At 67.8% G+C, this 25,207-nt stretch carries 29 protein-coding genes; 8 read left to right on the forward strand and 21 right to left on the reverse strand.

Annotation, left to right across the window (positions count from 1 at the left end; translation table 11 throughout):
• Nucleotides 1-224 precede the first annotated feature (224 nt).
• The 10 genes from ACOJUJ_RS02855 to ACOJUJ_RS02900 form a co-directional block, all read right to left on the reverse strand.
• Nucleotides 225-725 (reverse strand): hypothetical protein, encoded by a 501-nt coding sequence (locus ACOJUJ_RS02855; RefSeq protein WP_420125328.1) that lies wholly within the window; start codon nucleotides 723-725, stop codon nucleotides 225-227.
• 131 nt (nucleotides 726-856) lie between these two features.
• Nucleotides 857-1,243: a four helix bundle protein gene (locus tag ACOJUJ_RS02860; RefSeq protein ID WP_420125329.1), complete on the reverse strand. Its 387-nt coding sequence runs from the start codon at nucleotides 1,241-1,243 to the stop codon at nucleotides 857-859.
• Between the two features lie 64 nt (nucleotides 1,244-1,307).
• Nucleotides 1,308-1,646 carry a hypothetical protein gene (locus tag ACOJUJ_RS02865; RefSeq protein WP_420125330.1) on the reverse strand — a complete coding sequence of 113 codons (339 nt, stop codon included), beginning with the start codon at nucleotides 1,644-1,646 and terminating at the stop codon, nucleotides 1,308-1,310.
• 196 nt (nucleotides 1,647-1,842) lie between these two features.
• Nucleotides 1,843-2,496 carry a hypothetical protein gene (locus tag ACOJUJ_RS02870; protein WP_420125331.1) on the reverse strand — a complete coding sequence of 218 codons (654 nt, stop codon included), beginning with the start codon at nucleotides 2,494-2,496 and terminating at the stop codon, nucleotides 1,843-1,845.
• 499 nt (nucleotides 2,497-2,995) lie between these two features.
• Nucleotides 2,996-4,570, reverse strand: coding sequence for a bifunctional metallophosphatase/5'-nucleotidase (locus tag ACOJUJ_RS02875; RefSeq protein ID WP_420125332.1), 1,575 nt, complete (start codon nucleotides 4,568-4,570; stop codon nucleotides 2,996-2,998).
• Between the two features lie 271 nt (nucleotides 4,571-4,841).
• On the reverse strand, nucleotides 4,842-5,171 hold the full coding sequence (locus tag ACOJUJ_RS02880; RefSeq protein WP_420125333.1) for a helix-turn-helix transcriptional regulator: 330 nt from the start codon (nucleotides 5,169-5,171) through the stop codon (nucleotides 4,842-4,844).
• Between the two features lie 13 nt (nucleotides 5,172-5,184).
• Nucleotides 5,185-5,517 carry a type II toxin-antitoxin system RelE/ParE family toxin gene (locus ACOJUJ_RS02885; protein ID WP_420125334.1) on the reverse strand — a complete coding sequence of 111 codons (333 nt, stop codon included), beginning with the start codon at nucleotides 5,515-5,517 and terminating at the stop codon, nucleotides 5,185-5,187.
• Between the two features lie 331 nt (nucleotides 5,518-5,848).
• A complete protein-coding gene (locus ACOJUJ_RS02890) occupies nucleotides 5,849-6,310 on the reverse strand; it encodes a DoxX family protein (RefSeq protein WP_420125335.1) in 462 nt (153 codons plus the stop codon).
• Nucleotides 6,311-6,446: 136 nt separating this feature from the next.
• A complete protein-coding gene (locus ACOJUJ_RS02895; protein ID WP_420125336.1) occupies nucleotides 6,447-6,914 on the reverse strand; it encodes a MarR family winged helix-turn-helix transcriptional regulator in 468 nt (155 codons plus the stop codon).
• Nucleotides 6,915-7,069: 155 nt separating this feature from the next.
• Complete coding sequence (locus tag ACOJUJ_RS02900; RefSeq protein ID WP_420125337.1) at nucleotides 7,070-9,319, reverse strand: VIT and vWA domain-containing protein; 2,250 nt, start codon at nucleotides 9,317-9,319, stop codon at nucleotides 7,070-7,072.
• 104 nt (nucleotides 9,320-9,423) lie between these two features.
• On the opposite strand from ACOJUJ_RS02900, the gene ACOJUJ_RS02905 reads away from it, so the two are divergent.
• From ACOJUJ_RS02905 to ACOJUJ_RS02915, 3 genes are all read left to right on the forward strand, one after another.
• On the forward strand, nucleotides 9,424-9,654 hold the full coding sequence (locus ACOJUJ_RS02905; RefSeq protein ID WP_420125338.1) for a hypothetical protein: 231 nt from the start codon (nucleotides 9,424-9,426) through the stop codon (nucleotides 9,652-9,654).
• Between the two features lie 346 nt (nucleotides 9,655-10,000).
• Complete coding sequence (locus ACOJUJ_RS02910) at nucleotides 10,001-10,231, forward strand: KTSC domain-containing protein (RefSeq protein WP_420125339.1); 231 nt, start codon at nucleotides 10,001-10,003, stop codon at nucleotides 10,229-10,231.
• A 153-nt stretch (nucleotides 10,232-10,384) separates the two neighbouring features.
• The gene (locus ACOJUJ_RS02915; protein WP_420125340.1) at nucleotides 10,385-11,389 is read left to right on the forward strand and encodes a M23 family metallopeptidase; all 1,005 of its coding nucleotides are present in this window, start codon (nucleotides 10,385-10,387) and stop codon (nucleotides 11,387-11,389) included.
• A 485-nt stretch (nucleotides 11,390-11,874) separates the two neighbouring features.
• Here the strand turns inward: ACOJUJ_RS02915 and ACOJUJ_RS02920 are convergent, their stop codons facing one another.
• From ACOJUJ_RS02920 to ACOJUJ_RS02930, 3 genes are read right to left on the reverse strand one after another with little or no spacing between them, the layout of a single operon-like run.
• Nucleotides 11,875-13,005, reverse strand: coding sequence for a PDZ domain-containing protein (locus ACOJUJ_RS02920; protein ID WP_420125341.1), 1,131 nt, complete (start codon nucleotides 13,003-13,005; stop codon nucleotides 11,875-11,877).
• 27 nt (nucleotides 13,006-13,032) lie between these two features.
• A complete protein-coding gene (locus tag ACOJUJ_RS02925; protein WP_420125342.1) occupies nucleotides 13,033-13,866 on the reverse strand; it encodes a hypothetical protein in 834 nt (277 codons plus the stop codon).
• Nucleotides 13,854-14,417 (reverse strand): RNA polymerase sigma factor, encoded by a 564-nt coding sequence (locus ACOJUJ_RS02930; RefSeq protein ID WP_420125343.1) that lies wholly within the window; start codon nucleotides 14,415-14,417, stop codon nucleotides 13,854-13,856. Before ACOJUJ_RS02930 ends, ACOJUJ_RS02925 begins: the two co-directional genes overlap by 13 nt.
• 461 nt (nucleotides 14,418-14,878) lie before the next feature.
• Here ACOJUJ_RS02930 and ACOJUJ_RS02935 point away from each other — a divergent pair, with 461 nt between their 5' ends.
• A complete protein-coding gene (locus ACOJUJ_RS02935) occupies nucleotides 14,879-16,114 on the forward strand; it encodes a DNA polymerase Y family protein (RefSeq protein WP_420125344.1) in 1,236 nt (411 codons plus the stop codon).
• Nucleotides 16,115-17,038: 924 nt separating this feature from the next.
• Here the strand turns inward: ACOJUJ_RS02935 and ACOJUJ_RS02940 are convergent.
• Nucleotides 17,039-17,473 carry a PAS domain-containing protein gene (locus ACOJUJ_RS02940; RefSeq protein WP_420125345.1) on the reverse strand — a complete coding sequence of 145 codons (435 nt, stop codon included), beginning with the start codon at nucleotides 17,471-17,473 and terminating at the stop codon, nucleotides 17,039-17,041.
• A gap of 409 nt (nucleotides 17,474-17,882) precedes the next feature.
• Between ACOJUJ_RS02940 and ACOJUJ_RS02945 the strand changes: the two genes are divergently transcribed.
• Together ACOJUJ_RS02945 and ACOJUJ_RS02950 are read left to right on the forward strand one after the other, a co-directional pair.
• A complete protein-coding gene (locus tag ACOJUJ_RS02945) occupies nucleotides 17,883-18,743 on the forward strand; it encodes an SPFH domain-containing protein (RefSeq protein WP_420125346.1) in 861 nt (286 codons plus the stop codon).
• Complete coding sequence (locus tag ACOJUJ_RS02950; RefSeq protein WP_420125347.1) at nucleotides 18,740-18,964, forward strand: hypothetical protein; 225 nt, start codon at nucleotides 18,740-18,742, stop codon at nucleotides 18,962-18,964. The genes ACOJUJ_RS02945 and ACOJUJ_RS02950 overlap by 4 nt, the downstream gene beginning before the upstream one ends.
• A gap of 178 nt (nucleotides 18,965-19,142) precedes the next feature.
• On the opposite strand, the gene ACOJUJ_RS02955 is transcribed toward ACOJUJ_RS02950, so the two are convergent.
• The 7 genes from ACOJUJ_RS02955 to ACOJUJ_RS02985 form a co-directional block, all read right to left on the reverse strand.
• Nucleotides 19,143-19,754, reverse strand: a complete 612-nt coding sequence (locus ACOJUJ_RS02955) for an outer membrane beta-barrel protein (protein WP_420125348.1) — start codon at nucleotides 19,752-19,754, stop codon at nucleotides 19,143-19,145.
• 45 nt (nucleotides 19,755-19,799) lie between these two features.
• Entirely contained in the window at nucleotides 19,800-20,357 is a 558-nt protein-coding gene (locus tag ACOJUJ_RS02960) for a hypothetical protein (RefSeq protein WP_420125349.1), read from the reverse strand.
• A 191-nt stretch (nucleotides 20,358-20,548) separates the two neighbouring features.
• Nucleotides 20,549-21,193, reverse strand: a complete 645-nt coding sequence (locus ACOJUJ_RS02965; protein ID WP_420125350.1) for an outer membrane beta-barrel protein — start codon at nucleotides 21,191-21,193, stop codon at nucleotides 20,549-20,551.
• Nucleotides 21,194-21,314: 121 nt separating this feature from the next.
• Entirely contained in the window at nucleotides 21,315-21,488 is a 174-nt protein-coding gene (locus tag ACOJUJ_RS02970) for a hypothetical protein (RefSeq protein WP_420125357.1), read from the reverse strand.
• Complete coding sequence (locus ACOJUJ_RS02975) at nucleotides 21,485-22,519, reverse strand: ATP-dependent DNA ligase (RefSeq protein WP_420125351.1); 1,035 nt, start codon at nucleotides 22,517-22,519, stop codon at nucleotides 21,485-21,487. The genes ACOJUJ_RS02970 and ACOJUJ_RS02975 overlap by 4 nt, the downstream gene beginning before the upstream one ends.
• On the reverse strand, nucleotides 22,516-23,544 hold the full coding sequence (gene ligD / locus ACOJUJ_RS02980) for a non-homologous end-joining DNA ligase (RefSeq protein ID WP_420125352.1): 1,029 nt from the start codon (nucleotides 23,542-23,544) through the stop codon (nucleotides 22,516-22,518). Before ligD ends, ACOJUJ_RS02975 begins: the two co-directional genes overlap by 4 nt.
• Nucleotides 23,541-24,176, reverse strand: coding sequence for a hypothetical protein (locus tag ACOJUJ_RS02985; RefSeq protein ID WP_420125353.1), 636 nt, complete (start codon nucleotides 24,174-24,176; stop codon nucleotides 23,541-23,543). The genes ligD and ACOJUJ_RS02985 overlap by 4 nt, the downstream gene beginning before the upstream one ends.
• 242 nt (nucleotides 24,177-24,418) lie before the next feature.
• On the opposite strand from ACOJUJ_RS02985, the gene ACOJUJ_RS02990 reads away from it, so the two are divergent.
• Both ACOJUJ_RS02990 and ACOJUJ_RS02995 read left to right on the forward strand, forming a co-directional pair.
• Complete coding sequence (locus ACOJUJ_RS02990; protein ID WP_420125354.1) at nucleotides 24,419-24,712, forward strand: type II toxin-antitoxin system RelE/ParE family toxin; 294 nt, start codon at nucleotides 24,419-24,421, stop codon at nucleotides 24,710-24,712.
• A 36-nt stretch (nucleotides 24,713-24,748) separates the two neighbouring features.
• A complete protein-coding gene (locus tag ACOJUJ_RS02995) occupies nucleotides 24,749-25,129 on the forward strand; it encodes a HigA family addiction module antitoxin (RefSeq protein WP_420125355.1) in 381 nt (126 codons plus the stop codon).
• The last annotated feature ends 78 nt before the right edge of the window (nucleotides 25,130-25,207 follow it).

Genomic DNA, 25,207 nt, shown 5'->3' on the forward strand with positions numbered 1-25,207 from the left:
CGCGCCGTGCGCGGGACACGCGGACGAGCCGGTCGTGCGGTCCATCGGGGCGAGGGGTGGATCGGCAGGCGTGTGAATGTGCTCACGATACGCGTATCAGTCGCGCGGATGCAAGGGTTTTCGCAAAGAGGATGAACAAAATGCCCGCGCCGTCCCTCGGTGGGGACGGCGCGGGCATTCGCGCCAAACGAAAAGCACGACCGATCGGATGTCGCCCTGGCGTTTCAGCTTGCCGCGGGGGCCGTTCCCTCGCGCTCGGCGCGCACCAGATCAATCTCCTCGGGCGTCCACTCGTTCAGCCGGTCGATCTCGCCGCGGATCTCCGAGTACGGCGACCGCGACACCTGCGTCCGCCGCTCCCGCGCGGCGAACGCGGCACCACGCGCCTCGTCCCAGCGCCCGGCGTCCACGTACGCGTGGATCAGCGTCTCGTACGCCAGCGGGTGCGGGTAGGTGCGCAGCAGCGCCTGCAACTGCGGGATGGCGGCGACGCGGGCCTGCCGGCTGGTCAGCTCCATCTCCATCAGCTCGTGCGCCACCTCGGCCCGGCGGCGCAGCAGCTCCTCCAGCTCGCCGGGATAGGTCTTGTGGTCGTATTCGCCCAGCGCGTGCAGCGTGGGGGGCTCGCGCCCGAAGATGGCGTTGATGATGGAGCCGTGCGGCGCGCCCTCGCCGTCCTCCGCCTCCTCCGCCATCCGCTTTCTGATCCAGTGCCGGATGCCCATTGTCTGCTCTGTCGTGAGTTGAGTTTTACGCGCGCGGCAGAGGCAAGAGGCGCGCCGGTTGGTGTGATGGTGTGATGGTGTGATGGTGTGATGGTGTGATGGTGTGATGGTGTGATGGTGTGATGGTGTCGCTATCGGCGGGAGCTCCACGTGTTGGCGTGGGTGATCATCCCGACAATTGTGGCCAGGATGCGATTGTACCTCTGGTACAGTGCGCCGCCAGTTTCCCGATCCATGTAGCCGCAGCGCACGGCGAAGTAGATCCACACCTGGGTTTCTGCGGTTTCGGCTTCTGCGTCGGAGAGCTTGCTGATAAACGATGCTGGATACCGACGCTTGCGCCAGGCCTCGGCCAGGTTTGCGCACACCGAACGAGAGGATCGACGCATCTGGTCCGTCAGCGCGTACACCTCATGTTTCGGAAACAGCCGGCTCAACTCGAATATGTCCATCGCCGCATCGAATGCTCTGCCGTACACGTCAAGGTCTTGATGCACGCGCGCGACCTTCTCCGCCATCGCCCCCTCCCCTCGGCTCGCCCACCTCACCATCACACCCCTACACCCCTGCACCCTCACACCATCAGCTTCCGCACGCGTGATCGGACGCGTACAGTTTCCAGTCCGTCGGGTCCTGCGGATTATAGCACACCTTGTAGGTCTTCGCCGGATCGTACCAGGAGATCTCTTCCATGGTGTGCGCGTGCACGCCGTTGCTGGCGTCGACAAAGGAGAAGGTGAGCGTGTGCCCATCCTGATAGTCGTCGCCGTCGTGCCAGCGCGCGGGCGTGGCCACAAACCCGATGGCCGGTGCCTCCGCCGACTGCCGCTTGCTGTCCGCCGCCGAGTCCTTCAGCACGAAGAACACGATCCCCGCCGTGATCGCCACCACGATGCCAAGAACCATCAGATACTGCCTCATCGTACTCTCCCTACCCGTTTCCCTGGTGATGTACTCTGTTCCGCTCACACCCTCACACCCTCACACCCTCACACCCTCACACCCTCACACCCTCACACCCTCAAACCCTCACACCCTCACACCCTCACACCCTCACACCCTCACACCCTCACACCCTCACACCCTCACACCCTCACACCCTCACACCCTCACACCCTCAGTCGCTGCTTTCCGTCATGGACACCCGCGCGGCGTCGATGTCCTTCTGCACCGCCTTGTCCAGCTCCGGCTCGCGCTGCTCGAACTCGCGCAGAAGCTGCTGGATGGGCGCGATGGACTCCGCCTCGGCGGCCATGCGTGTGGTGGCGGGGAGCACGTAGTCGATGGTGGTAAAGACCATCATCGTCTTCTTCATCTCTGCCTCCAGCATCCCGCGCTCAGACATGCCGCGCTTCATCAGCCCCAGCGCGCGCTGCGGCGGATTGCTGGATTCCTCGCCGATGAATGCTTTGAGCACGTTCTCCACCTCCTGCTCCATCACCGCCGCCTCCACCAGGTATGCCTCCAGCGACCCCGCGGGGAACGACGCCGAGCCGGGACCCTGCAGCCAGAACAGCTTCTGAGTGTTCATCAGCCCGAAAAGCGCCTTCCCCGCGCGCGGCTGCAGCTTTGCCGCGCCGGAGCGGTGGACGGTGTAGAGCGCCGCCTTGATCGCGGCGTTCATCAGCTTTTCGGAGCTGACCTTTACGCCGCTGGTCAGGATCTCTTCCTTGGACCCCAGCAGCCCGGCCTCCGGCGCGAACCGGTCGCCAAAGAGAATCACCAGTTCGCTGGGCGCGAACACGGGGGCGGAGGGTACGTCTTCGCTCAACGCAGGCTCCTTGGGATGGAAATGTGTGTCGTGGATCTCGGCCTACTCTGAATAACCGGCGCGGCGGGCGATCTCCCGGCAGCGGACGCGCGGATGCATGGGGCGCCGCAGGCACCCAGGTCGCCCATTCCGCGCAGGCGGACTATGCGACTTTCCAGCGGCGAATCTATGCCGGTTGCGGATCTTATCCGGTGATCGCCCGTTGCGGACGCGCCGGTGCATGGAACGCCGCACACGGTCGGGCCGCCGAGTCCACGAAGGTGGACTTTGTGCAGTTGTAGCGGCGAATTGATTCGCTCCTGCAGGCGGACGGCACGTTACCGGTTCAGATCCTCAATGGGCCATCCTTCGCTCCGCGGGCGGCCGGCACATTCCCCGTCCGGTTCGCACTTGCCCCATTCGCTCACCCGTTCACCCGTTCACCCGCTCACCCGCTCACCCGCTCACCCGCTCACCCGTTCACCCGTTCACCCGTTCACCCGTTCACCCGTTCACCCGTTCACGGCCGCGCCCCCGCGTCCATGATCCGCCCCTCCACCCGCGGACCGATCGCCTGTCCGTTCGCGTACGCGGCGGACAGCGCGTCGAACGCAATCAGCCGCAGGTCCGCGCCGGGGGGGACGCTCAGGATGGCGCGGTTGTGGAACTGGTATCCGTCGCCGCCGCTGAACAGGTAGTCCGGCACCGCGACGATGTAGACGCGGTTGTCGTCCAGCGGCTCCCACGCGCCGCCGCGCTGGATCTCCACCGACGTCACGCGCTGGTTGGCGGGCCGCGAACGGTCAAAGGCGAAGCGCAGGCCCGACACCTGGAGAAAGCGGCCCTCGCCTCGCCCGCCGGAGACGCCGCGCTCCAGCACCGTTTCGCGCAGGTCGCGGCCGCGCAGCCAGACCAGGCCCACGCGCGTGGGAAAGCCAAAGGTGCGCGCCAGGTGCTCCCAGCGAATCTCGCCGGTGATCGCGTCGTCGATGCGGATGGCGCCGCCGTTCAGCACCGCCACGTCTGCGGGGATCGTGGGGAACGCCGTGCGCATCTGGTCCGCCAGCCAGCTTCCCCAGGCGCTCTCCTCGTTTCGCACCACCTCTTCCGACGCGTCCATCCGCGTTTCGGTGCGCCCGATCACCTGGTCAAAGAACGGCACCTTTTCCCGCATCCGCGCCGCCCACTTCTGCTGCACGTCGCGCAGGTAGGTGGGGTCGATGGGGACGGACGCGTCCAGCACCACCGAGTCCGCCCGCAGCGCCGGCCGGCCGCCGCTGCGCCCCAGCGCCACCTGCCAGATGCGCCGCGCGTTGCTGTCGCCCTTGGTGATGGCGGCCGTGCTGTCCGTCAGCGGATCGTGGATCAGGAAGTGCTCGTGCCCGCCCGCGATCCAGATCAGCTTCGGATGCGCGCCCCGCAGCGCCGCGATCTGGCGGTCGACCGAGAGGTCCAGGTGCGTAAGCCCCACGATCGCGTCCACGCCCCGCGCCTCCAGCGCCTGGATGGATCGCTCCGCCAGCGCCACGAACGCGGTGTCCCAGGTGGCGTACTCGCGCGGCGAGTCCAGAAAAGTGAGCGTAAAGATGCCGATCCGCATGCCGCCGGATTCGATTACCGTGTCCGCGCCCAGCCGCCGGTCCGCCGCCGCGTCGCCGGTGTTCAGGCGGACGTTGCCGGCCAGCCAGGGAAAGCGCGAGGCTTTGATGGCGTTGGCCAGCATCCCCGGCCGCCGCTCGTCGAACTCGTGGTTCCCCGCCACCGCGATCACCGGCGCGCGCGCGTGCACAAAGTTCAGCGCGTCGATCATCTGTTGCCCCTCGAAGTACCGGCTTTCCAGCGAGGGGGCGATAAAGTCGCCGGCGTGCAGCACCCGCACCGGCGCGCCCGTGGCGCGACGCGCGCGCTCCGCCACCGTCACCACGCGGCCAATCCCGCCCGCCGCGCCGTTCTCCACCGCGTCGATGCGGTAAACGTCGTTGATCTGCACGAACGTGGCGGCCGCGCGAAAGTCCTGCGCGCGGGCGGGGAGCGCGGCCAGCAGCAGCGCGCAGGCAAGCGTGCGCGGCCGTAAGATGCGGCGTACTGTCGTCATGGATCAGGAGATTGCGGGTGCCGCGATGATGCGGATGAGCGCGTTTGGGGCAGCGGTCGTTCTGCGCGGCTGAGAATAGACGGCCCCCGGTCCGAACACAAGTTACGGCGCAGCCTGGTGTCGTCTATAAGTTACAAAAGCGGAATTGTATCCTATGGGTGACACAGTCTGGGGCAGCCGTCAATTCGGCTGGCTCTGCGGCTCTTGACGTTGTGGAACAGGAAAGAGACGGCCGTGCGGAGCCGTCACCTCATCCGGTGCTGTCGCCCGGTCACGCCACCTGCGCACGCTCCGGCGCGATGGCATCCGCGATGTCGAGCACCGTGGCCCCGGTCGCGAGCAGTGCGCGGATGAGCAGGTCGAGCGAGACAGACGGGTCGCCCGCCTCGATCTTGGCGACACGCGACTGGCTGGATCCCAGGCGGGTCGCCAGATCTTTCTGTGTGATCCCCTCGGCCTCGCGCCTGGCACGAAGCGCCTTCCTGATCGCGATCCGCATGTCGATGTACGCCATCTCCGCGTCGGAGAGGCCCAGGAACTCCTGGACGTCACTGACCCGATAGCCTGCTGCTTCCAGCTGCTTGCGCCTGGCTTCGTCCATCCGTTTCCTCCCGTCAGAGTTGATCGTACGCTCTAAGCCTGTGCTTGCACGCGTTGATGATGTGCGTCGGCGTGGTCTCCGTGGTTTTGCGGAACACGTCTGCCACAACAATCGAGTGATGGTCGATACGATAGATGATTCGCCAGCTTTTGTCGGTGTCCACGATCCGCAACTCATGACACCTCGCGCCAATGCTGGGCATGGGTCGCGAGTGTGGCAGTCCCAGGAACTCCCCTTCCTGGATGGCTCTCAGCATCTCCCCCGCTTCCTGGCGCGCCTCAGGAGAAAAGGGAGGTGACTTGATTCCCCCGTGCAGCAACACCAGGGGCTTTCCGTCTGGCTCCATAACCATATGTCTGATTTGACATAGAGACAAGCCCGCTCCGCTCATCGTATGCAAGATGAGCTATGCGGGGGTGGACGACGCGGAGACTATGAAGTAAACGGAGTGAATGGAAGACGCAGAGGCAGGATTCCGTGAAGCCGGTTCGGGTGCTGGCGAAACAGGAGCGCGGAGTGGTCAGCTAAAGGCAGAAGTGCGCATCCTGTTACGGAGGCAGCGTCGGCCCGGCTCCTCAGGCCCAGCAGGAGAAACGCTCCCGGGCATCCGCGTGGATGCCCGGGAGCGTTCGTGAGTCTTGCGAAGCCGCCGCCGTAATGTCAGCCCGTCGTCTGGTTCAGGCGTGGACCGGGCGGGTGGAGCCGGCGCGCTTGGCCGCGGGGGCGGAGCGCCGCGCCGCGATCAGGTTGTCCACCGCCAGGGCGCCGCCGCCGGTCAGCGTAAGGCCCACGGTCGCGGCCAGCAGCGTGAGCGGGAACTCGTACCCCTCGGGGGCAAAGAAACCCTTGGCCAGGTGCACCTGCACGATCGCCACCAGCATGGTCACCGCCAGGGGGATGGAGATCCACCGCGTCGCCAGCCCGACGATCAGCGCCAGCCCGCCCAACAGCTCCAGCAGCCCCACGAACGGCCCGGCGACGTTCGCCAGCGGAATCCCCATCTGCCCAAAGCCCGCCGCCGTCCCCTCGAAGCCCCACACGAACACCTTGGTGTAGCCGTGCATGAAGAACACGATCCCCGTCACCACACGCAGCACGGTGAGGCCCCAGTCGCCAAAGCGGTTGTCGCGAGCAGTCATGGTCTTTCTCCTGGTCTGGCGGACGCGTCGTGCGCCCGGCGGGTTGGCTCCGGTCTCGTCCGGAGCGTCGTGAGCCGCTGACGATAAACCTGCTGCGGCTATTCGTTACAACGATTATCTGGTCGAACGAAACGGCTCACGCGCCGTCCCGGGCCTCCTCCAGCAGCTCGATGAGCGTCTGCAGCTTTTCCTGCGACATGTGCGAGAGCAGCCGGCGGTGCAGCTCGTTCAACGGCGCGTCGATCGGGTTGATCAGGTCCAGCCCCGCCTGCGAGATGCGCGTCCACACCACCCGCCGGTCCTCGCTGCAGCGCCAGCGGTCCACCAGCCCGCGCTTCTCCAGCCGGTCCACCAGCCGGGTGACGTCGGGGTCGCGGCTGATCATGCGGCCGGCGATTTCGCTGGCGTTCAGCCCGCCCTCGCCCGCGCCGCGCAGGATCCGGAGGACGTTGTACTGCGCCTGCGTAAGGTCGTGGCTGCGCAGCAGCTCGGCGATCCCTTGGTTCAGCGTGTTGGAGGTGCGCTGAACGTTCAGGTACGCCTCTTCCTCCAGGCTGCTCACCGGCTTGGTTTGCTTCAGCTCCGCCTGAATGCGCCCGGACATGTGCGTCTGCCTCCGCTCGACGTAGGTTGAGGACCAAGATAATCCTCCCAACAAATATCGTCAACCCTCATCAATCCGGCGGCGCCGAAACGCGAAGGACGCAGGGCTGGGCGGCCCCGCGTCCTTCGCGGTGTTCTTGTGGGGCCGCCCGTATTCTACTGCGCCGCGGTCCGGATGCGGTAGATGCGTCCCTCGTGGATCACCGCCACCTGCTCGCCCAGCCCCATGTACGGCGCCAGCGCGGGGATGCGGCGGATGAGCGCGAAGTACTCGTCGCTCCCGAACGTCACCGTCGTTTCCGGCAGGCGCGTGTCGTCGCGGATCTCCGCATCCGTCCACACGCCGCCACGCAGGTAGAAGGTGCGCGTTCCCACGCGCTGCATGGTGGTGGATGCGCCCGTGGCGTACCCTTCCTCCAGCGTGATCGCGTCCTGCCGCTCGCGGCTCAGCCGGCTTTCCGACACGGCGCCCGCGCCCGTTACCATCGTCGGCGGCGGAGGGGGCGGCGCGACGGCCGGCGGGGGTGGCGGCGGGGGCGCGCCGTTGGACGGGCGCGGGCGCACCTGCGGCCGAACCGCGCCGGACGGACGGCCCGCCGCCGCATCCTGCTCCACGCGAGGCCCGGAGAAGTCCTGTGGGTTCATCCCCGGCTCCAGCGCCAGAAAGCTGGTGTACGGCGTCACGATGCCAAAGCGCGTCCCCAGCTCCGTCACCTCGTCCACCAGCTCGCGGTTCTCGCCGTGGGTGCGGATCTGCTCCATCAGCCACCCCACCCGGCGCGTAGCCCACAGCCGCGGAAGAAACTCGTGCCGCTCGGCCCGCAGGGGAAAGGTGGCGCCGGGGTAGGTGTAGGTGTGCGTGGGGCTGGCGTTGCCCGTCAGCCGGATGGTGACGTCGCGCAGTTCCTGCGCGTTGCGGTAGCGGCCCACCAGCGCCAGCTGCGTTCCCTTGAAGAGGTCCGGCAGCGCGCGTGGATACACCAGGTCCGTGCGCACGGCCCCCAGGTCCAGCCGCAGGTTGGTGAGCACCGGGTGGTTCACCTTGTCGAAGAAGGCGCTCACCTTTACCTCGATGTCCTCCTCCGGCGCCACGTAGTCCGCCGCGCCGCCGTTCTCCGCCGCCACCCGGTCCAGCAGCCGCGTGTTCACGTCGTATCCCACCCCGAACGTGAACAGCCGCAGCCCCTCGCGCCGTGCCCGCGTGACGTTCTGGATGATGCGGTCCACGTTGGTTTCGCTCACCGTGGGCAGGCCGTCGGTGAGAAAGACGAGCAGCTGCGGGCGGGTGCCGGCGCGGGGAAACTGGCCCAGCGCCTCCACCAGCGCGTCGTTGATGTTGGTTCCGCCCCGCGGCCGCAGCCCTTCCACGAACTCCACGCCGCGCCGCCGCCCGGCCGCGTCGGCCGCGATCAGCCCTTCCTCCATCAGCCGCGTCTCGCCGGAAAAAGCGATCACGTTGAAGCGGTCGCCGTTCCGCAGCCCCCGCACCCCGTGCAGCAGGGCGCGGCGGGCCTTCTCCATCTTCCCCTCCTCCTCCATCGACCCGCTTACGTCCAGCACAAAGACCACGTCCTTGGCCGGGTACTCGCGCCGCTCCTGGTCGTCGCTGGGGGAAAGGAGAAGGAGAAAGTAGCCGTCCTTTCCGGGCTCGCGGTAGGTAAACAGCGACATGGCCACGTCGCTTTGCGACAGCGCATAGAACAGCTGAAAGTCGCGCCGCTCGCTGCGCGGGCCCTGCTCAAAGCTGGCCGTGGCCGCGCGTCCGCCCTCGCGCCGCACGTCCACCTCGTGGCTGGGCGAGTAGACGGTGCGCAGGCCGCCGTCGGTGCGGATGGCCACGCGCCCCGCCAGCCGCTCGATGCGCGACGCGTTGCGGCCGATGCCCAGCGGGTAGCGGTATCCCACCGTGCCGTTTTCCGCCCGCAGCACCTGCGTGTAGGTAAGCTCCAGCTTCTTGGTGCCGCGCCCCGGGATGGGAAAGATGCGGGCCTGGAACAGGTTCTGGCCCGCGTACTCCAGCAGCCCCGGGTCGCGCACGCGCCGCACGATGTTTTCGTAGATGCGCCGCGCCTCGTCGCGCGGCCGCACCTCGCCCTGCAGGCGGCGGTCGCCGTCCCAGATGGCGAACTCGGTGATGGAGGCTTCTTCCGGCAGGGGAAAGAAGTAGGTGCCCTCCATCACCTGCGGGTGGGGATTGCGGAACACCTGCGTGACGTGCGTGGTAGCCACCTGCCCCTGGATGGTCGTCTCGAAGGTGACCGATTCCACCGGCAGTCCGGCGGGTTGGCCGGGCGTGGGGCGGCAGTCGGCGCACGGACGGGGGACGATGACGCCCTGCGCCTGCAGTCCGCCGGCGGTGCACGCCAGGCCGGCCAGGGCGAGCGTAAGGGTACGGAGCAGCTTCATACGTCCTCACATCATACTGGGGGATTCCGAAACGCGCGCCTTGTACCTGTCCGCACGCGCCCGAGGTTCCATCCGGCGAACTGCCGTCCCGCGCAACGATATGGATGATCGTGCGCGCGGCCACCGTCCGCCATGCTCGTCGCCCGCCCATGCCCGCGACCCCGTTGAACGCGCCAGCCCGCCCCCTGCTGACACGCACGCTGATCCTGGTTTTGGCGATCGCGCTCCTCGCCGCCGTCGCGCTCCATTTCGTGTCCGGTGGATCGGGAACGCTACCGGATCCGGTCGCCGCGGACCGCCCTGCCTTCATCCGCCGTACCGCCTCCGATCGCTGATCCCACCGCACGAAATCCGATCGCAATCGCACCTTCCAACGGACAAGCCTCACACGGAGTCAGCGGAGTCAACGGAGGAAATGCGACTCTGTTAACTCTGTTGACTCTGTGTGAGATCATGCAGGAGATGCCTGAAATCCACATGAAGCCAAGAGATCTGCCGTGAATCACCGAAAATGGTGCTTTAGGTGCGCTGCGGACTCGCCAGCGTCGAAACGATTTTTAACGGTTCTTGCGGATCAGGTGTACAAAGTAAACGATCCGGCGCGGATTCTGCTCAGGGTTCGGAAGGGGCCGTACCGCACGCCTGCGGTGGCCGATGAGCAGACATCCCGGGAGGTGGCCGGTGAAGCGAGAGCGACTGGATTCGTCGAGCCTGGCGAGCGCGGGGTACGATCCCGCGGCGCACGTGCTGGAGGTGGAGTTTCACAACGGCGGTGTCTACCAGTACCTGGAGGTCGGCGACGAGGAGTACGAGGAGTTTCGCGCCGCGCCCAGCAAGGGCCGCTACCTGAACACCGAGATCAAGCCCGACCATCCCGCGCGCAAACTGACCTCGCCTCGCCGCCGCCGCTGAGGTCGATCCCGCGTCAGATCCAGCCTTCGGAGCGTCCACTGCAACGCTTGACCCTTGTCGGGCGTGGCGGTGGACGCTTATCTTGTTTGCTCTCCCACACATCCGTGGACGCCGGCCAGCGGATCCCCTTCCGGGGCTCCCGTTTTATCCGCAATGAGCAGATCCAGGCAGGCCACGTGGCGGCACGATCCGTCCACCCTCGTCATCGCGCTGATGGCGGCGGTGGTGCTTGGGCTGGGCTCCGCCGCCGCCTTTGCCGAGCCGCGCCAGGGCCTGCCGGCCGAGGAAGCGCCGGGGACGTTCGCGCTCCCCGCCGTCCGCGCCCAGCCGGCCCACATCGACACCCTGCTCATCGGCGGCTTTGCGCGCGGCACCTTTCGCGGCGCGCTGGACGTGATCGCCAGCGACCTGTCCGAGGCGGAGCGCGAGATGGTGGGCCGCCACCTGGATAAGATCTTTCAGCCGGTGGTGGAGGGGGCGCTGGAGAACGGCGGGCGGCTGAAGGTGGCCTACGAGCGGGTGCGGAGGCCGGACGGCACCACGCGCTCCATTCAGGTGCTGGCCGCGCAGGCCGCGGTGGGCGGCGGGCTGCACACGCTGTTCTTTTACGAGCACGGCGACAAGCCCGGCTACTACGACGACATCGGCCAGTCGCTGGATCCCAGGGCGTGGGCCGGGCCGCTGTCGGTAATGCAGGTGACGTCGGGGTTCAACATGAGCCGCATGCACCCCATCCTGCGCCGCGTGCTCCCCCACAACGGCATCGACTACGCCGCCAGCTACGGCACGCCGGTGCGCGCCACCTCCGACGGCAGTGTGTCGTTCGCCGCCGTCCGCGGCGGCTACGGCAACCTCGTTGAAGTGCAGCACCCCAACGGCTACGCCACCCGCTACGCCCACCTTTCGCGCCTGGCCGTCCGCGAGCATCAGGCCGTGCGCCAGGGCGACGTGATCGGCTACGTGGGGGCCAGCGGCCTGGCGACCGGCCCGCACCTGCACTACGAAGTGCGCCGCAAGGGCCAGCCGGTGGACCCCGCCCTGGCCATGGCGTACGAGCAGACCACGGAAACGGTGGGCTATGACCTCGCCTGGCGCAACGAGCGCCGCGCCCTGGCCCGCCTGCTCGCCCGCACCCCGACCGTCATCCGCCGTCAGTAGGGGATTCGCCTCAGAGCGGCTCAAGAACCGCCAGAGCGTTGATTTCCTGAGGGAGGCGCTGCAGCGAGCGCGAGGTACGAACGCACTTTCGCGCCGACCGAATGACCTCGCCTGCACGACGAAGGGACGTGAACAGCTCCCGGAGGCTTGGCCCGTCGCGACCCGACAAAGATCCTTCGGTCGCGCGCAAGCTCTGGTGGTTATGATCGTTCAGGCGTGCGCTCCCTCAGGATGACAGTGCGCTTCTGGGAGGAACAACCGAGGTTTCTCACACCCTCTCAGCCTGAGCAGAGTGAACGGAGTTCAGCTTCCGTTCGAGCCAGATGACGTGAGGCGCAGGAAACGATGAGACGCGGAGAACTGGCCTTCTCCGCGTCTCATCTTTTTCTCCGCACCTCCGCGTGAAATGCCGTTGCGATGCCGGCCGAAACGAAGAAGCCCGCCCCTGGTGAAGGAGCGGGCTTTCTCGTCTGCCGGCCGCGGCCTCAGTGGCTCGGCGGCGGCGGCGGGGCGCGGGGGGGCTCCGGCGGACGCGGGCCCCGAACGCGTGCCCGGACCGGCGCGATCTCCCGGCGAATCACGCGCTCGGCGCGGTCCCACTCCACCGACAGCTCGCGGCGGCGGCCCTGCCGCACCACCTCGAGCGCCACGCTGCCGTCTTCCTCGCCCATCAGCGCACGGCGCACGTCCTCGGGATCGTTCACCTCGCGCCCGCCGGCGCGCACGATCACGTCGCCCGCCTCCAGCCCCGCGCGGGCCGCCGGCGTGTTGGGCGACACGTCGATCACCAGCGCTCCGGACTGCACGTTGTCGAAGTAGCGGCGCAGCCCCTCGTTGATCTCGGCCAGCTCGGCCCCGGCGGCGGAGCGGCGGCCCAGCTCCATGAAGAACGGGCGCTCGGCCATCTCCAGATGAAACGCCTCGTTCTCGGCGTCGAACATCTCGCTCTCGATTTCGAACGCCTCGGTATCCAGCTCCGCCAGCGCGCCCTCCAGCCCTTCCAGCGCTTCCATGTGCTCTCCGTTCAGCCGCAGCTCCACGTTGGGCATGCGCTGGATGAACACGTTCGCGCTGTCGGCCAGAAGCGTCATCAGCGAGTCCATGTGCAGGCGGATCTCACCGTCGTTCAGCTCCAGCAGCCGCGTCTGCAGGCTGTCGATGCGCATGGTGAGCGCCTGCAGCGGCAGGCTGTCGCCCCCGATGAAGATCGTCGGCCCTTCGCCGGGGCCGGAGCGCATGATGCCGATCCGGGTCTGCGCGCGGGTTGGGCGGCGCGCGGCCACGACCGACAGCTCACGGTCCTGGCCGCCGCGGCGCACGCTGATGCGCACCGTGTCGCCGGCCTCCAGCTCCTCGGGAAGGTCGTTGAAGGTGTCGCCGGCATCGCGGCCGTTGATGCGCACCACCACGTCGCCTTCGTTCAGTCCGGCCTGGGCGGCGGGGGAGCCGCGGCGCACCTCCAGCACGCGCACGCCCTCGTCGTCATCCACCCTCTCCCAGACCACGCCGATCATCCCCGGGCAGGGGCATTCGTCGTCTTCCTGCGCCCGTACCGCGCCGGGCACCGCCAGGGCCGCCGCAAACAGGGGCAGCAGCCACGCATTACGGACCTTCATTGCTCAGTCTCCGTTGTCGCTATCAGGTCAGAACCACTCGGTGGATACGTCTTTTTCCATCTCGCGGCGTACCGCCTGGCGCTCGGCCACGGCGGCCAGGTGGTACCCGTTGATCACGGGATCTCCCGGCACGCGGTCCAGCGCCTCGGCCGTCAGTTGCACCAGCCGGTCGAGCGCGGCCAGGCGCGTTTCCGGCGTGTTGCCGGATGCCGGGTCGGCGATGGCGGCCAGCCGCTGCAGCGCGGCCATGTACGTTGCCTGCGCCTGCATCAGCTCGCGCGCGGCCCGGTCAGCCTCCGCCGCCGTCGCCCGCCGCGGCGCCGTGCGCTTGGGCGCCACCGCCCGGGGCGCGGGCGGATCCGTCGTCCCTCCGTTCATCGCCAGCCGGGCGCCGTTCCCATCCGCCGCCGGCGCCGGCGCGTCCGTAACGTACGTCACCTCCGGCGCGCTCATCAGCGTCGCGGGGCGGGAGGTGGTGGTGCGCGGTGCCTCCGCCGCGGCCGGATCCAGCGAGGCGACCGACGCGGCCTGCGGCGTGCGCCACAGCATGGCGCCCGCGGCGCCGCCCGCCAGGAACAGCGCGAGCGACGCGGCGATGCGCAGATGCGCGCGGCTGATTCCCATCGGCCGCACCTTTGCCGGCGTGCGGATCAGCTTCTCCTCCAGCAGCTGGGCCTCCAGCGCCGCCCACAGCGCGGGCGGCACCTCGGGGTCTTCCATCGAGGCCAGCGCCTCGGTCTGGGCGCGCATTTCGGCCAGTTCGCGGCGGCAGACCAGGCAGCCGCGCAGGTGCTCGGCCTCGGCGGGCTCGGCGGGCTCGTCCACCAGGCGGGCGAGCTGCTCCAGGTCTAGATGCTGCATGCCATCTCCTCTTCCGCGGGCTCTTCTTCGGGCTGGGGCGTGAGCAGCCGGCGCATCCGTGCGCGCGCCTTGAACAGCTGGCTCTTGCAGGTTCCCGGGTTCACGCCCAGCATCTGCCCGATCTCTTCGTGCGTGTATCCTTCTACGTCGTGCAGCACCAGCACCTTGCGCATCCCTTCCGGCAGGCGCTCCATCGCCTTGTCCAGCTTGAGGCGAAGGACGGTGTGCTCCGCGGCCGGGCGCACGGAGAAGGTGTCGTCCATGGGCGCCTCGCGCCCCGCCTTGCGCAGTCGCGAGCGGCGGCCGTGCAGGGCGCTGTTCACCGCGATGCGGTGCAGCCACGTGGTAAAGCGCGAGTCGCCGCGAAAGGTCGGCAGGGCGCGAATGGCCCGTACCCATGCTTCCTGCGCCCAGTCTTCGGCCAGCGCTTCGTCGTGGCCGGCCAGGCGTTTGACGACGGCGTACACCCGCCCGGCGTGGCGCTGATACAGCTCGCGCACCGCACCGCCGTCGCCCTGCCTGGCCTGCTGGATGAGATGTAAGTCGTCCATGAATCCGTTCACGGGTCCGGCGAGTGTGATGCCGGCGGTCCGGAGAGGGTTGCCCGCGGGGAGGAGGGAATAGGGAACAGGGAATTAGGGAAGAGCCAGCAACGGCGGAAGAGCGGGGCGCTGCGGAGAGATCACGCCGGCCCCGGGCGCCCCCCATCCCCGGCCCTTCCCCCACAAACGGCGTGGGGGAAGGGAGAAGTCGATCCCGCTTCGACACTCTCCACGGCGCGAAGATCTGTCCCGACACCCACCCCTCCCCCGAAGTTGGTGGAGGGGTCGCCAGCCGTTGCGAGGAACGAGCAAAAGGCCTGGCGGGGGAGAGGGCCCGAGGGTATAGCATCCGTCACGCTGAACAAGTGCACAAAGTCGCCGTACCCTTCGGCAACTCTTTGGATTATCCTTCACCCATGGCGCCGCGCGGCCACGTTCGCACTCTCGCACTTTCGTACTTTCGCACTCACGTGCACCCCCGCATCCTTCTCGCCGACTGCGACTCCTACTTCGTCCGGTGCGCCATGCTGGCGGATCCGGAGGGGGCGGGAAAGTCGGATCTGGTGATCGTGGGGGGGAGCGCCAGCACGCGCGGCGTGGTGACGTCGGCGTCGTACGGCGCGCGCAAGTTTGGCGTGCACGCGGGCATGCCGATGGGCGCGGCCATCCGCCTGTGCCCCAAAGCGGTGGTGGTACCCGTGCCGGGCGAGATGGTGTCGCGCAAGCACCACGAGGTGCGCGCGGTGCTGGACGAGTTCTCGCCCGTGGTCGAGGCGGCCAGCGTGGACGAGTTCTACCTGGACATGACCGGCACGGAGATGCTGTACCACGACGAGCCGCTGGAAGCCACGGCCCGCCGCATCCAGCAGGCGGTGATGGACCGCACCGGCATCAGCATCTCCATCGGCGGCGCGACGGGACGAACGCTCGCCAAGATGGCGGCATCCGTCAACAAGCCGTTCGGCGTGCACATCGTTCCGCCGGGCGGCGAGGCGGAGTTCATGTCGCGCTTCGAGCTGTCCGACATCCCCGGCGTGGGGCCGGCGCTGGCGGAGTCGCTGCGGCGGCGCGGCGCCATCATGGTGCGCGACCTGGTCCCCATCGACCTGCCCACGCTGGTCTCGTGGCTGGGCGACTCGCGCGCGGAGTGGCTGTACCGCCTGGCGCGCGGCGAGGACGCGGGGCGGGTGACCACGCGCCGCCCTCAAAAGTCCGTCTCGCACGAGCGCACCTTTGCCCAGGACGTCGCCGATCCGGAGGAGCTGGAGACGCGGCTGATGATGCTGGCGGTCGATACCGGCGCGTCGCTGCGGGCGGAGGGGCTGCGCGCGCGCACGGTGACGGTGCGGGTCCGCTACTCCGACTTTACCGACAAGTCCGCCGCCCGCACCGCGCCCGATCCCATCGAAAGCGACCGCGCCATCTTCACCATCGCCCGCGAGCTGCTGCGCGGGCTGCTGGCCAGGCGCGGCGGCGGGGTGCGGCTGCTGGGGGTTGGCGTGTCGAAGCTGGTGGGGGACGAGGAGGAGGACCTGGTGCTGTTCGACGATACGCCCGGCGGGCCTGAGACGGAGCGCGACCGCACGCTGGCGCAGGCGGCGGACCGGTTGCGCGGCCGCTTTGGCAAGGGCGCGCTGATCCCCGCCCGCATCGTCAAGCGCTCTCCGAAGGACGGCACCCGCGGCCGAGGCGGCTCGCAGGAATGAGTGAGATCTGAACGCGCCCGACAGCTTCGTGGGCGACGCACTGACTCGTTTGCTGCTTCCTCCCGATGGAGGCACACTGTCATCCTGAGGGAGCGCACACCCATAACTTTCATAACCACAGAAGCTTGCGCGCGACCGAAGGATCTCTGTCGGGTCGCGCGAGGCCCAGCCCTCGGATCTGTTCAAGTTCCTCAGTCAGGCAGACGAGATCCTTCGGTCGGCGCTCTTGATCCTTCGTAAGGGCACGATTCAGCGCGGCGCCTCCCTCAGACCGTGTTGCCAAACCTCACCTGATCCCATCGGAGCCCCACTGTCATCCTGAGGGAGCGCACACCCATAACTTTCATAACCACAGAAGCTTGCGCGCGGCCGAAGGATCTCTGTCGGGTCGCGCGAGGCCCAGCCCTCGGGAGCCGTTCAGGTCTCTCAGTCGTGCAGATTAGATCCTTCGGTCGGCGCCCATGTTTTGCGTGAAAGCAGTCCGTGGAGCGGCGCCTCCTTCATGAAGTAGACGTTGTGGACGATTGGGGAATACCCTCCCATAGGGTTGCTTAAACCTTCGCCGGGATCAGTCATCCTGAGGGAGGCACCGCATCGTATCTTGCTGGTACGAAGAGCTTTGGCGCCGACCGAAGGACCTTGCCAGCAGAATCGGGAGTCTGGATTTCCGGCGTGGAGCATGCCTTTCTGCGATCGGAGCGAAGGTTCTTCTGTCGCGCGCAGGTCATGGTGTGACTTCTGGTTACACGTGGTGCGCTCCCTCAGGATGACCGGCTTCTGATCTTGATTGGAGGTTTGGCAACACCCTCTCAGGAAAATAAACGATGTGCATTCTTGATTCGATTGAAACCACTGCCCGCGTACGAAAGAGCCCGCGGAGGATCACTCCTCCGCGGGCTCTTTTCATGTACACCGGCCGACAGATCAGCCGACGACGAACATCACCCCGCGCAGGCGCTTGGGATGCCCGTCCATCGGCGGCACCACGCGCACCACGTCGCGCAGGCGGATCACGCGTCCATCGGCGGCGCGGGCGCGGTACTCAAAGGCGTGGTCGCGGTCGCACGCCGTTTCCGCGGCGCAGTAGCTCACCGCCTCGTTTGCGTCCGCCTCGTGCACCACCGTCTTGGCCCAGAAGCCGGTGTCGGTGATCCAGTTCTGCGCGGGATAGCCCAGCGCCAGCTCCGCGGACGGGCTGACGTACGAAAAGGCGAAGGTGGTGGCGTCGCACTCCCAGACAATGGCGTCGGGCGGCAGCATCTCGTCCGCGCGCTGGTTGAGCGTCTCCATCGAGTCGGCGTTGCCGCCGAACACGGCCTCGGCCTGGTCTTCCAGCGACAGCAGTTCCGTCGTGCTCATAAGGAAAATCTCCTGGGAGATGTTGTCTGGTTTTCGGGATTCGTGTCCTGCCCCGCGACATACGGACAGGGCCGGATTCGGGCCACATGGAGGGATCCGGAGCACGCGAGACTGATGCGGGCCGATCTATCTTTCTGCTATTCAGTTGTTTATGCATTCGCGAAAGGATGGATTCATCTGATTTCCGGGCCTCGGGCGCGTGGCACGGGCCCCCCGAAGCGTGGCGCCGGTGGTGCACGGGTGTGACGCCGCCTCCCCAGCGTCGCGCCGACACACCCGCCCGCCGGCGAAGTTCCCGTCCGTTGAAACACGCCCGCGCCGCGCAACGTAATCTCGCACGTCCGCAACGACTTGCCGCCGGGCGCACACCGCACCCGGCACCTGCGGACAACCCTGCAGACAGGTATACATGGCATCCCGATCCACACCGACCAGCACGCGCAGCGTAAAGCCGGCCCTCGTCGCCGGTGGCGTGGTGGCCGCCCTGCTGGTCACCATGCTGATGCTCTCCGGGAGCTTTGCTCGCGTGGACAGCACCGAGCACTGCGTGCTCACGCGCTACGGAACGGTGATCAAGCGCAAGATGCCCACGGGGCTCAACTTCATCCCGCTGGCGGAGCCAACCTGCTTCAAGATGACGCAGCGCAACTTTCCCGACGCGGAGAACGGCAAGGAAGAGATCCAGGCCACCACGGCCGACCCGGTGACGGTGGAAGGGGACGTGGCGGTAACGTGGAGCTACAACCCGGGCTCCATCCACCAGGTGTTCCTGGACAAGCGCACGCCCGAGGCGGCGGAGACGGAGGTGCTGAACGCCGTGCGCGAGGGGTACCGCAACGCGCTGAACGCGTGGACGGTCAACCGCATCTTCTCCGCGGAGCGCGCGCGGCTTTCGGATGACGTGCGCAGGCAGATCCAGGCGAAGCTGGGCAACCGCGCCACCATTCACCAGGTGTTCGTGCGCGACATCCGCATTCCGCCGCAGATCGAGCAGGCGCGCATCGAGGCGGCGCGGCAGGCGCAGGTGCTGGACCGCGCGCAGAAGCAGTTCACCATCGACAGCGTGAACGCCCGCGCGCAGCTGCTCAAGGCCGAGGCCGACGCCGCCGCCAAGGAGCTGGAGGCCCGCTCCTACGCCGCCAACCCCGCGCTGCTGCAGCTTGAGGCCGCCAAGGCCATGAGCTCGGGGCTGGCGCAGGCGTGCCGCGGCGTGCAGACCTGCGTGATCGGCGGGAGCGTGATGGACACCTGGCAGCGGCCCACCCCGTGATCGGGCTCGCCGTCTTTCTTCTCCTGGCGCTGCTGGGTGGTGGCGCGGTGCTCACGCTGACGTCGGCGTTCAACCAGATTGCCGGGCTGCGGCACAAGGTGGAGGCGCTGGAGCGAGAGCGCGCGCAGGACCGCGAGCTGCTGGAGGCGGTGCTGCTGGAGGATCCGGGCAAGGTGCGCCGCCTGATGGGCCGCCCGCCCGCCTCCACGGACCGCGGATGAAGCAGAAGACCCCCGGCGGACATTCGGTCCGTCGGGGGCTTCTTCCGATCCATTTTGCCGCCTGTCCAAACGACCCCGGAAACAGCGGATCTCACGCGGAGACGCGGAGGGCGCGGAGGCGCGGAGCAGTTCTCCGTGTCTCCGCGCCCTGCGCGTCTCCGCGTGACACTGGTTCTTTTTACCACGGATGCCACATCGCGCCGAGCTGGACGCGATAGTGGGAGTAGGGGATGCCGCGGGTGTACAGGATGGCCTGGTCGGCCACGTTCGTTTCGGTAAACGCGCCCATGGTGGCCTGCACGCTCGCGAGCAGGGCCCACCGGTAGCGGTAGAAGTACTGAAATCCGCCGCCCACCGTAAGCCCGCCGCCGGACGTGACCGCCTCGCCGCCCAGCTCCTCGCTGTTCTCGCTGGTGACCACGCCCGAGATGGCGGCGTTGATGAACGGCCGCATCCGCATGAACTCGTTTCCCAGGTTCACGCGCGCGCCCAGGTCCACCGTCAGCGCCTGGTAGTCCTCGCCCACCGCGGCCGGGTTCTCCGGATCGTACTGGATGGATCCGCCGTCCACCGTGCCGTACAGGGCGACGCGGTCGTTGAAGCCCCAGCCCAGGGTGAATCCCAGCCCCATCCCCTGCTCCGAGAACGTTTCCTCGCCCACGCCGTCCAGTCCCATGGGCACCGCGTGCAGGCCCAGCATCAGCCCGTGGTTGTCGGAGTCCTGCGCCCGCAGCGCGCCCGCCTGCAGCACCGCGCCCGCGAGCGCGGCGGCCACGATCGTACGAATCATTGCTCTCTCAAAGGGTTGACCTGGATCTACCGATGCCGCCGCGGATCAGAAGCGCAGCCGCAGCCCCACGTCGGCGCGCACGTGGCGAACGCGCAGCCGCTCGCCGTCCGCGGCGGCGCCGCCGTGCGGGTAGCGCGTCCACAGCACGCCGGGCGTAAGCGTGAGCCCGCGCGCCACCGGAAACGCCAGCCCGGCGCCCGCCTCCCAGCCGCGCTTCGCCTCCTCGTCCAGCGTCTCGCCATCCAGCGTGTGCGCCACGATCCCCGCGCGGATCCACGGGTCGATGGGGAGCAGCGGCGTGGGGATGGCCAGGCGCACACCCAGCGCGAAGCCCGCGTCTGTCGCATGACCGTCCACGGCGCTCCAGTTGAACCGGTTCCACTGGTACGCGCCGTACACGCCCACCAGCGGCAGCGCGTGCCACGTGGCCGCAAGCTCCATCGCCGGCCCGCCGCCCACCACGTCGTGAAACTCGCCCGCCGGCAGCGCGGCGCCGCCCCTGGCCTCCAGCGACAGGGGAAGGACCTGCGCGGCGAGCGGATTCGCCGCCACGCAGGCGATCACCGGGCCCAGGACGCGGAGAACGCGGTGGATGAGGCGCATCGTGCGATCGGATCCGGATGGGGTGCCGGGGAGGACGTCGTCAGGCGTGGAAACGTTCGAATCACGCGGGACAGGACAATCGCGAAATCCGTCTCATGGGGCAAGAAAAACCGCCGGGCACGCATCGCAGCGTGCCCGGCGGTCGCTTCCGTCCCGATCCGATCAGCGTCGATCGGTCCTATTCCAGCCGATCAGAACCGGACGCCGACGCGGATGCCAAAGACCGGGTCCGCCTCGTCGACGAACACGTGGCGAACCTCGCCGCCCACGTTGATGATCCCGAAGCCGACGTTGGCGCCCGCCTTGAGGCCGAAGTCCGTCTCCGTCTCGGTCTCCGCCTCGGTCAGGTCATCGTCAAAGTCCACGCGGGTGATGACCAGCTGCGGCTGCACGTACGCCGAAGCCGACGGCAGCATGGGGATTCCCAGGCCGGCGCCGATGCCGAACCCGATGGGGATCTGCGTGTAGGTGCCCAGGCCCTCGAAGTCGATGACGCGCGCTTCCACCACCGGGCACGCCGACACGCGCGGCCCGATCATCATCCCCAGCGAAGCAACCTCGAACGCCAGACCGGCGTAGATCTCGTCCTCGCTCTCCTCGTCGTCGTTGTCGCCGTCCGCCGAGAGAACGTTCAGGCCGCCGTACACGCCCAGCGGGCCCGAGAAGTTGTAGTTGGCCTCTACGCCGTACGAATCCGTGTTTTCCGGAAAGTCGGCACGGCCGCCAAAGTACAGCCCGCGGTCGCTGGTGGGGAAACCGGCGCAGATCTGCGCCTGCGCGGTGCTCGCGAAAGCGACCGTCGCGACGGCGGCAAGAAACCCGGCAGTCTTGTTCATGTTTGTTCTCTTTCTGAACGGTGGCGTGCGCGCGGCCCGCGCACTTCCGGCCCGGAGGTCCGGTGTGGCGCGAATATGCGGTCGGAACTCCGGAACGTCAACGCAAACCTGCGGATCAGATTCACGCGGTACTGTGGATCTGCACCATCTGCGCCACAAGTGGACCCAGCCCCGCCGGGTGCCAGCACGGGCGCGGGTTTTTGCCATCCGCGCCGCCCGATTCGAGCGGCGGGTGCGCCAGCGGCATTTGTCCGTCCATGCGGACAGGCGCCACCGCCATCGCGGGACGAATCACCCCTGCAGCATGCGCAACGACGAGCGGCCGGCGGGGCCCAGCTGGCCAAAGGTGCACTGCTCCGGCGCCTTGTCCGGCCGCCAGCGGTAAAAGCGCGTGCCGTGGCGAAAGCGCCCGCCGGTAAAGGCGTCGTACCCCACCTCTACCACCAGCTCCGGCGCCAGCGGCTCCCACTCCGTGCTGCGCGGGTTCATGGCGCTCCAGCGGCTGGGGCCCCCGGGCGCGGAGCCGGTAAAGCCCGGCGCCTTGCGCAGCGCCTCCAGCCTGGGCGTAAGCTCCCGCCGCTCCTCGCGGCTGATGCTGGAGCAGAAGCCCACGTGGTGCAGCAGCCCGTCATCGCCGTACAGCCCCAGCAGCAGCGACCCCACGATGGGTTCCTTTTGCGCATAACGGAAGCCACCCACCACACAGTCCACCGTCCGCACGTTCTTTACCTTCACCATCCCCGCGCGCTCGCCTGACTGGTAGGGCAGCTCCAGCCGCTTGGCCATCACGCCGTCCAGCCCGCGCTCCCCCTGCTCCAGCCACGCCGTCGCCTTGTTCGCGTCCGTGGTCGCCGGCGACAGCCGCACGCGCTCGCCAAAGAACTGCCCCGCGAACGCCTCCAGCTTCGCTCGCCGCTCGGCCAGCGGGCAGTCCGCCAGCGCTCCGCCGCGCGGCCCCAGCAGCAGGTCAAAGGCGACGAGAAGCGCCGGATGTGCCGCGGCCAGCTTTTGCACGCGGCTGGCGGCGGGGTGCAGGCGCAGCTGCAGCTCCTCGAACGAAAGCGTGTCGCCCACGGGAACCACGATCTCGCCGTCGAGGACGAACCGCTTTGCGTTCAGCGCCCGCAGCGCCTCCACCACGTCGGGAAAGTAGCGGCCCAGCGGCTTGCCGGCCTTGGAGCGCAGCTCCACCTCGTCGCCGTCGCGAAAGGCCAGGCAGCGGAATCCGTCCCACTTGGGCTCGTACTGCCACCCCTCGCCGCCGGGAAGCTCGTTCGCCTGCTCGCTCTCCGCGACGGCGTAGTCGGTGGGGATGGGAAGGTTCACAGCAGGTCCGCCAGGTCAAAGCGGCCGCGTTTGGCCAGCACCGGTTTCCACAGGTCGCCGGTGCGGCGGATGCGCGCGGGGGCGTTCATCAGCGTGAACTCCTCCAGCTCCACGCCGCCCTCCACCTCTTCCCACGTCACCGGCATCGACACCGTGGCGCCGGGCTTGGCGCGGACGGAGTAGATGGACGACAGCGTGCGTCCCCACGCGTTCTGGTTGTAGTCCACCAGCACCCGCCCGCGCGGCCGCTCGGCGACGCGGTACTCCGCCGTCACCAGCGCGGGGTCGATCTTCTCCATCGCCCGGGCGAACTCCTTGGCGAAGCTCCACACCTGCTTTTGCGTGGGCCCGCGGACAATGGGGACGTAGACGTGGATGCCGGACGAGCCCGTGGTCTTGGCGTACGACTTCATCCCCAGCCGCTGCAGGTTATCGCGCACCATCAGCGCCGTATCCCGCACCCGCGCAAAATCAGCCCCTGGAACCGGGTCGAGGTCAAAGTGCAGAAAGTCCGGCCGGTTGGTGTCGTCGCAGCGGGCGTACCAGGGGTTCAGGTCGATGCACCCCAGGTTTACCACCCACAGCAGCGACGCCAGGTTCTGCACCATCGGAAAATCGATCACGCTCTTGCTGGCGTGCTCGATGGAGCAGGTCTTCAGCCACGCCGGCGCGTTCTCCGGCGTACGCTTCATGAAGAAGAACGGGCCCTTCCAGCCGTTGGGGTACCGCTTCATCACCATCGCCCGGTCCACCAGGTGCGGCAGCAGGTACGGGGCGACGGCCACGTAGTAGCGCAGCAGGTCGCCCTTGGTGATCCCCAGCTCCGGCCAGAACGGCTTGTTCAGGTTGGTCAGCCGCACCGCCCGGCCGCCCACCCGCACGTCGCACTGCTTTCCTTTTTCGGGGATGATCTCGGGCGATACGTCCGCGTCGGCCACGTTGGGCGGCGCGGGCTTTCCGCGCGGCGCCGGCTTTTTTCGCGCGGACGACGGGGATGCGGCGGATGCCGCGGCGCGTGGGGTCACGTGCGGTCCTTCCAGCGGCGGGGTTCCAGCCTGGGCGGACGCTTTCCCTTGCGGACGGCGCCCAGCACGGGGGCGTACTCCAGCTCGGGGCCGTCCTTGGCGGCGCGCAGCATCAATCCTCCCCGGCTCATGTCGCCGCGGCCCACGAAGTCCGTCGGAAAGAGCAGTCGCTCGCCCAAAATGCGCGTCAGCACGTCCACGTACTTGTCGGATGCAATGCTGCCCAGCAGCACGTAGCAGGTCTCGGGCCCCGCCACCTCGTCCACCGCGCGGGCGTGCTCCTCCAGCGGCTTGCGGTAGCGCGGGTTGGTCAGCGCCACGTCCCCCTCCTCCGCCCACTCGCGCAGCAGTGCCAGGGTGATGTGCGACTCCGGCGGCACCAGCCCGCGCGTGGGCGTGATCACCAGCGCCCCCGGCAGCCCCTCCGGCGGCCGCGAAAAAGCGTTGACGTACGCCATCTTTCCGCGAAAGTACAGTCCGCTCAGAAAGCTGAACACCTCGCCCAGCGGCGCGCCCTCGGCCGTGCGCAGCTGCCGCGCGAGCGGAAACGACGCGGCGTCGCGCATGACCATCTGGCCGCGCTTGCCCCCGCAAAACGCGGGCGACAGCAGAAAGATTCGTGGATTCTTCATGAGATGTGGACGGGGCAGAACGCGTGCCGATCCGTTTACCACGTTCACCTTACGCCACCGGGAGAACGGGTAAGTGCCGCCCATTGCGTAATCTGTGGACAGGCGACAGGATGTGCTCGCCGCCTGCGCACTTCGTCCATCTATTGCTACGTATAACGGTATCCGTTATAGTGGAGGTGCTGATGGATTCGGTGCGCGGGTGGTGACGAGCAGTCCCACCGCCACCCGATCCGGACGGCACAATGATCGTTTCGTTCAAGGATGAAGGCACCCGCGACATCTTCCTGGGCTACGATACGCGCGCGGCGAGAAAGGCGTGCCCCAGCGTCCTCTGGCCCGCGGCGCTTGAGATGCTGGAAGCGCTGGACGATGCGGGGACGCTGGATGCGTTGAAGAGTCCGCCCGGGAATCGCCTGAAGCGCCTCAAGGGTAGTCGCGCCGGGGACTTCAGCGTCCGCATCAACGATCAGTACCGCGTCTGCTTCTACTGGACGGCTGACGGACCTGAATGCGTAGAAATCATCGACTACCACTGATCTGCACTGTAAAACCTTCTGTACGGAGCCCCCGAGATGGACCATATCAGACTTGCGGTGAGGATCCCCGACAACCGGCGGCCAACGCATGCGGGTGAGATGCTGCTGAACCTGTTTCTTGAACCGCTGGGCATGTCGCAGACGGAACTGGCAAAGCGCATCGGTGTGTCGTATGTGCGTGTAAACGAACTTGTGAACGGCAAGCGCGGCATTACACCGGATACGGCGCTTAGGCTAGGACGCCTGCTGAACACCGGACCGGAGTTCTGGCTGAATCACCAACTGCGGTGGGACATGTGGCACGCGCTGCACGCGCCGGCCATGGCGGAGATCGAGAAGATCGAGCCCATGCCGAAAGGCAGGATCTACGAAGAGGGTGAGGACGACGATCACGCCGAGGCGCTCGCCGCCGACTGATCGATCCTGCGTCACCGTCGCCGGCGCGGGCCGCGCCGCCTGTGTGGGGGGGGCGCGCGCGCCCACACTAGTGTGACA

The organism is Longimicrobium sp., from assembly GCF_048594345.1.
GTDB lineage: Bacteria > Gemmatimonadota > Gemmatimonadetes > Longimicrobiales > Longimicrobiaceae > Longimicrobium.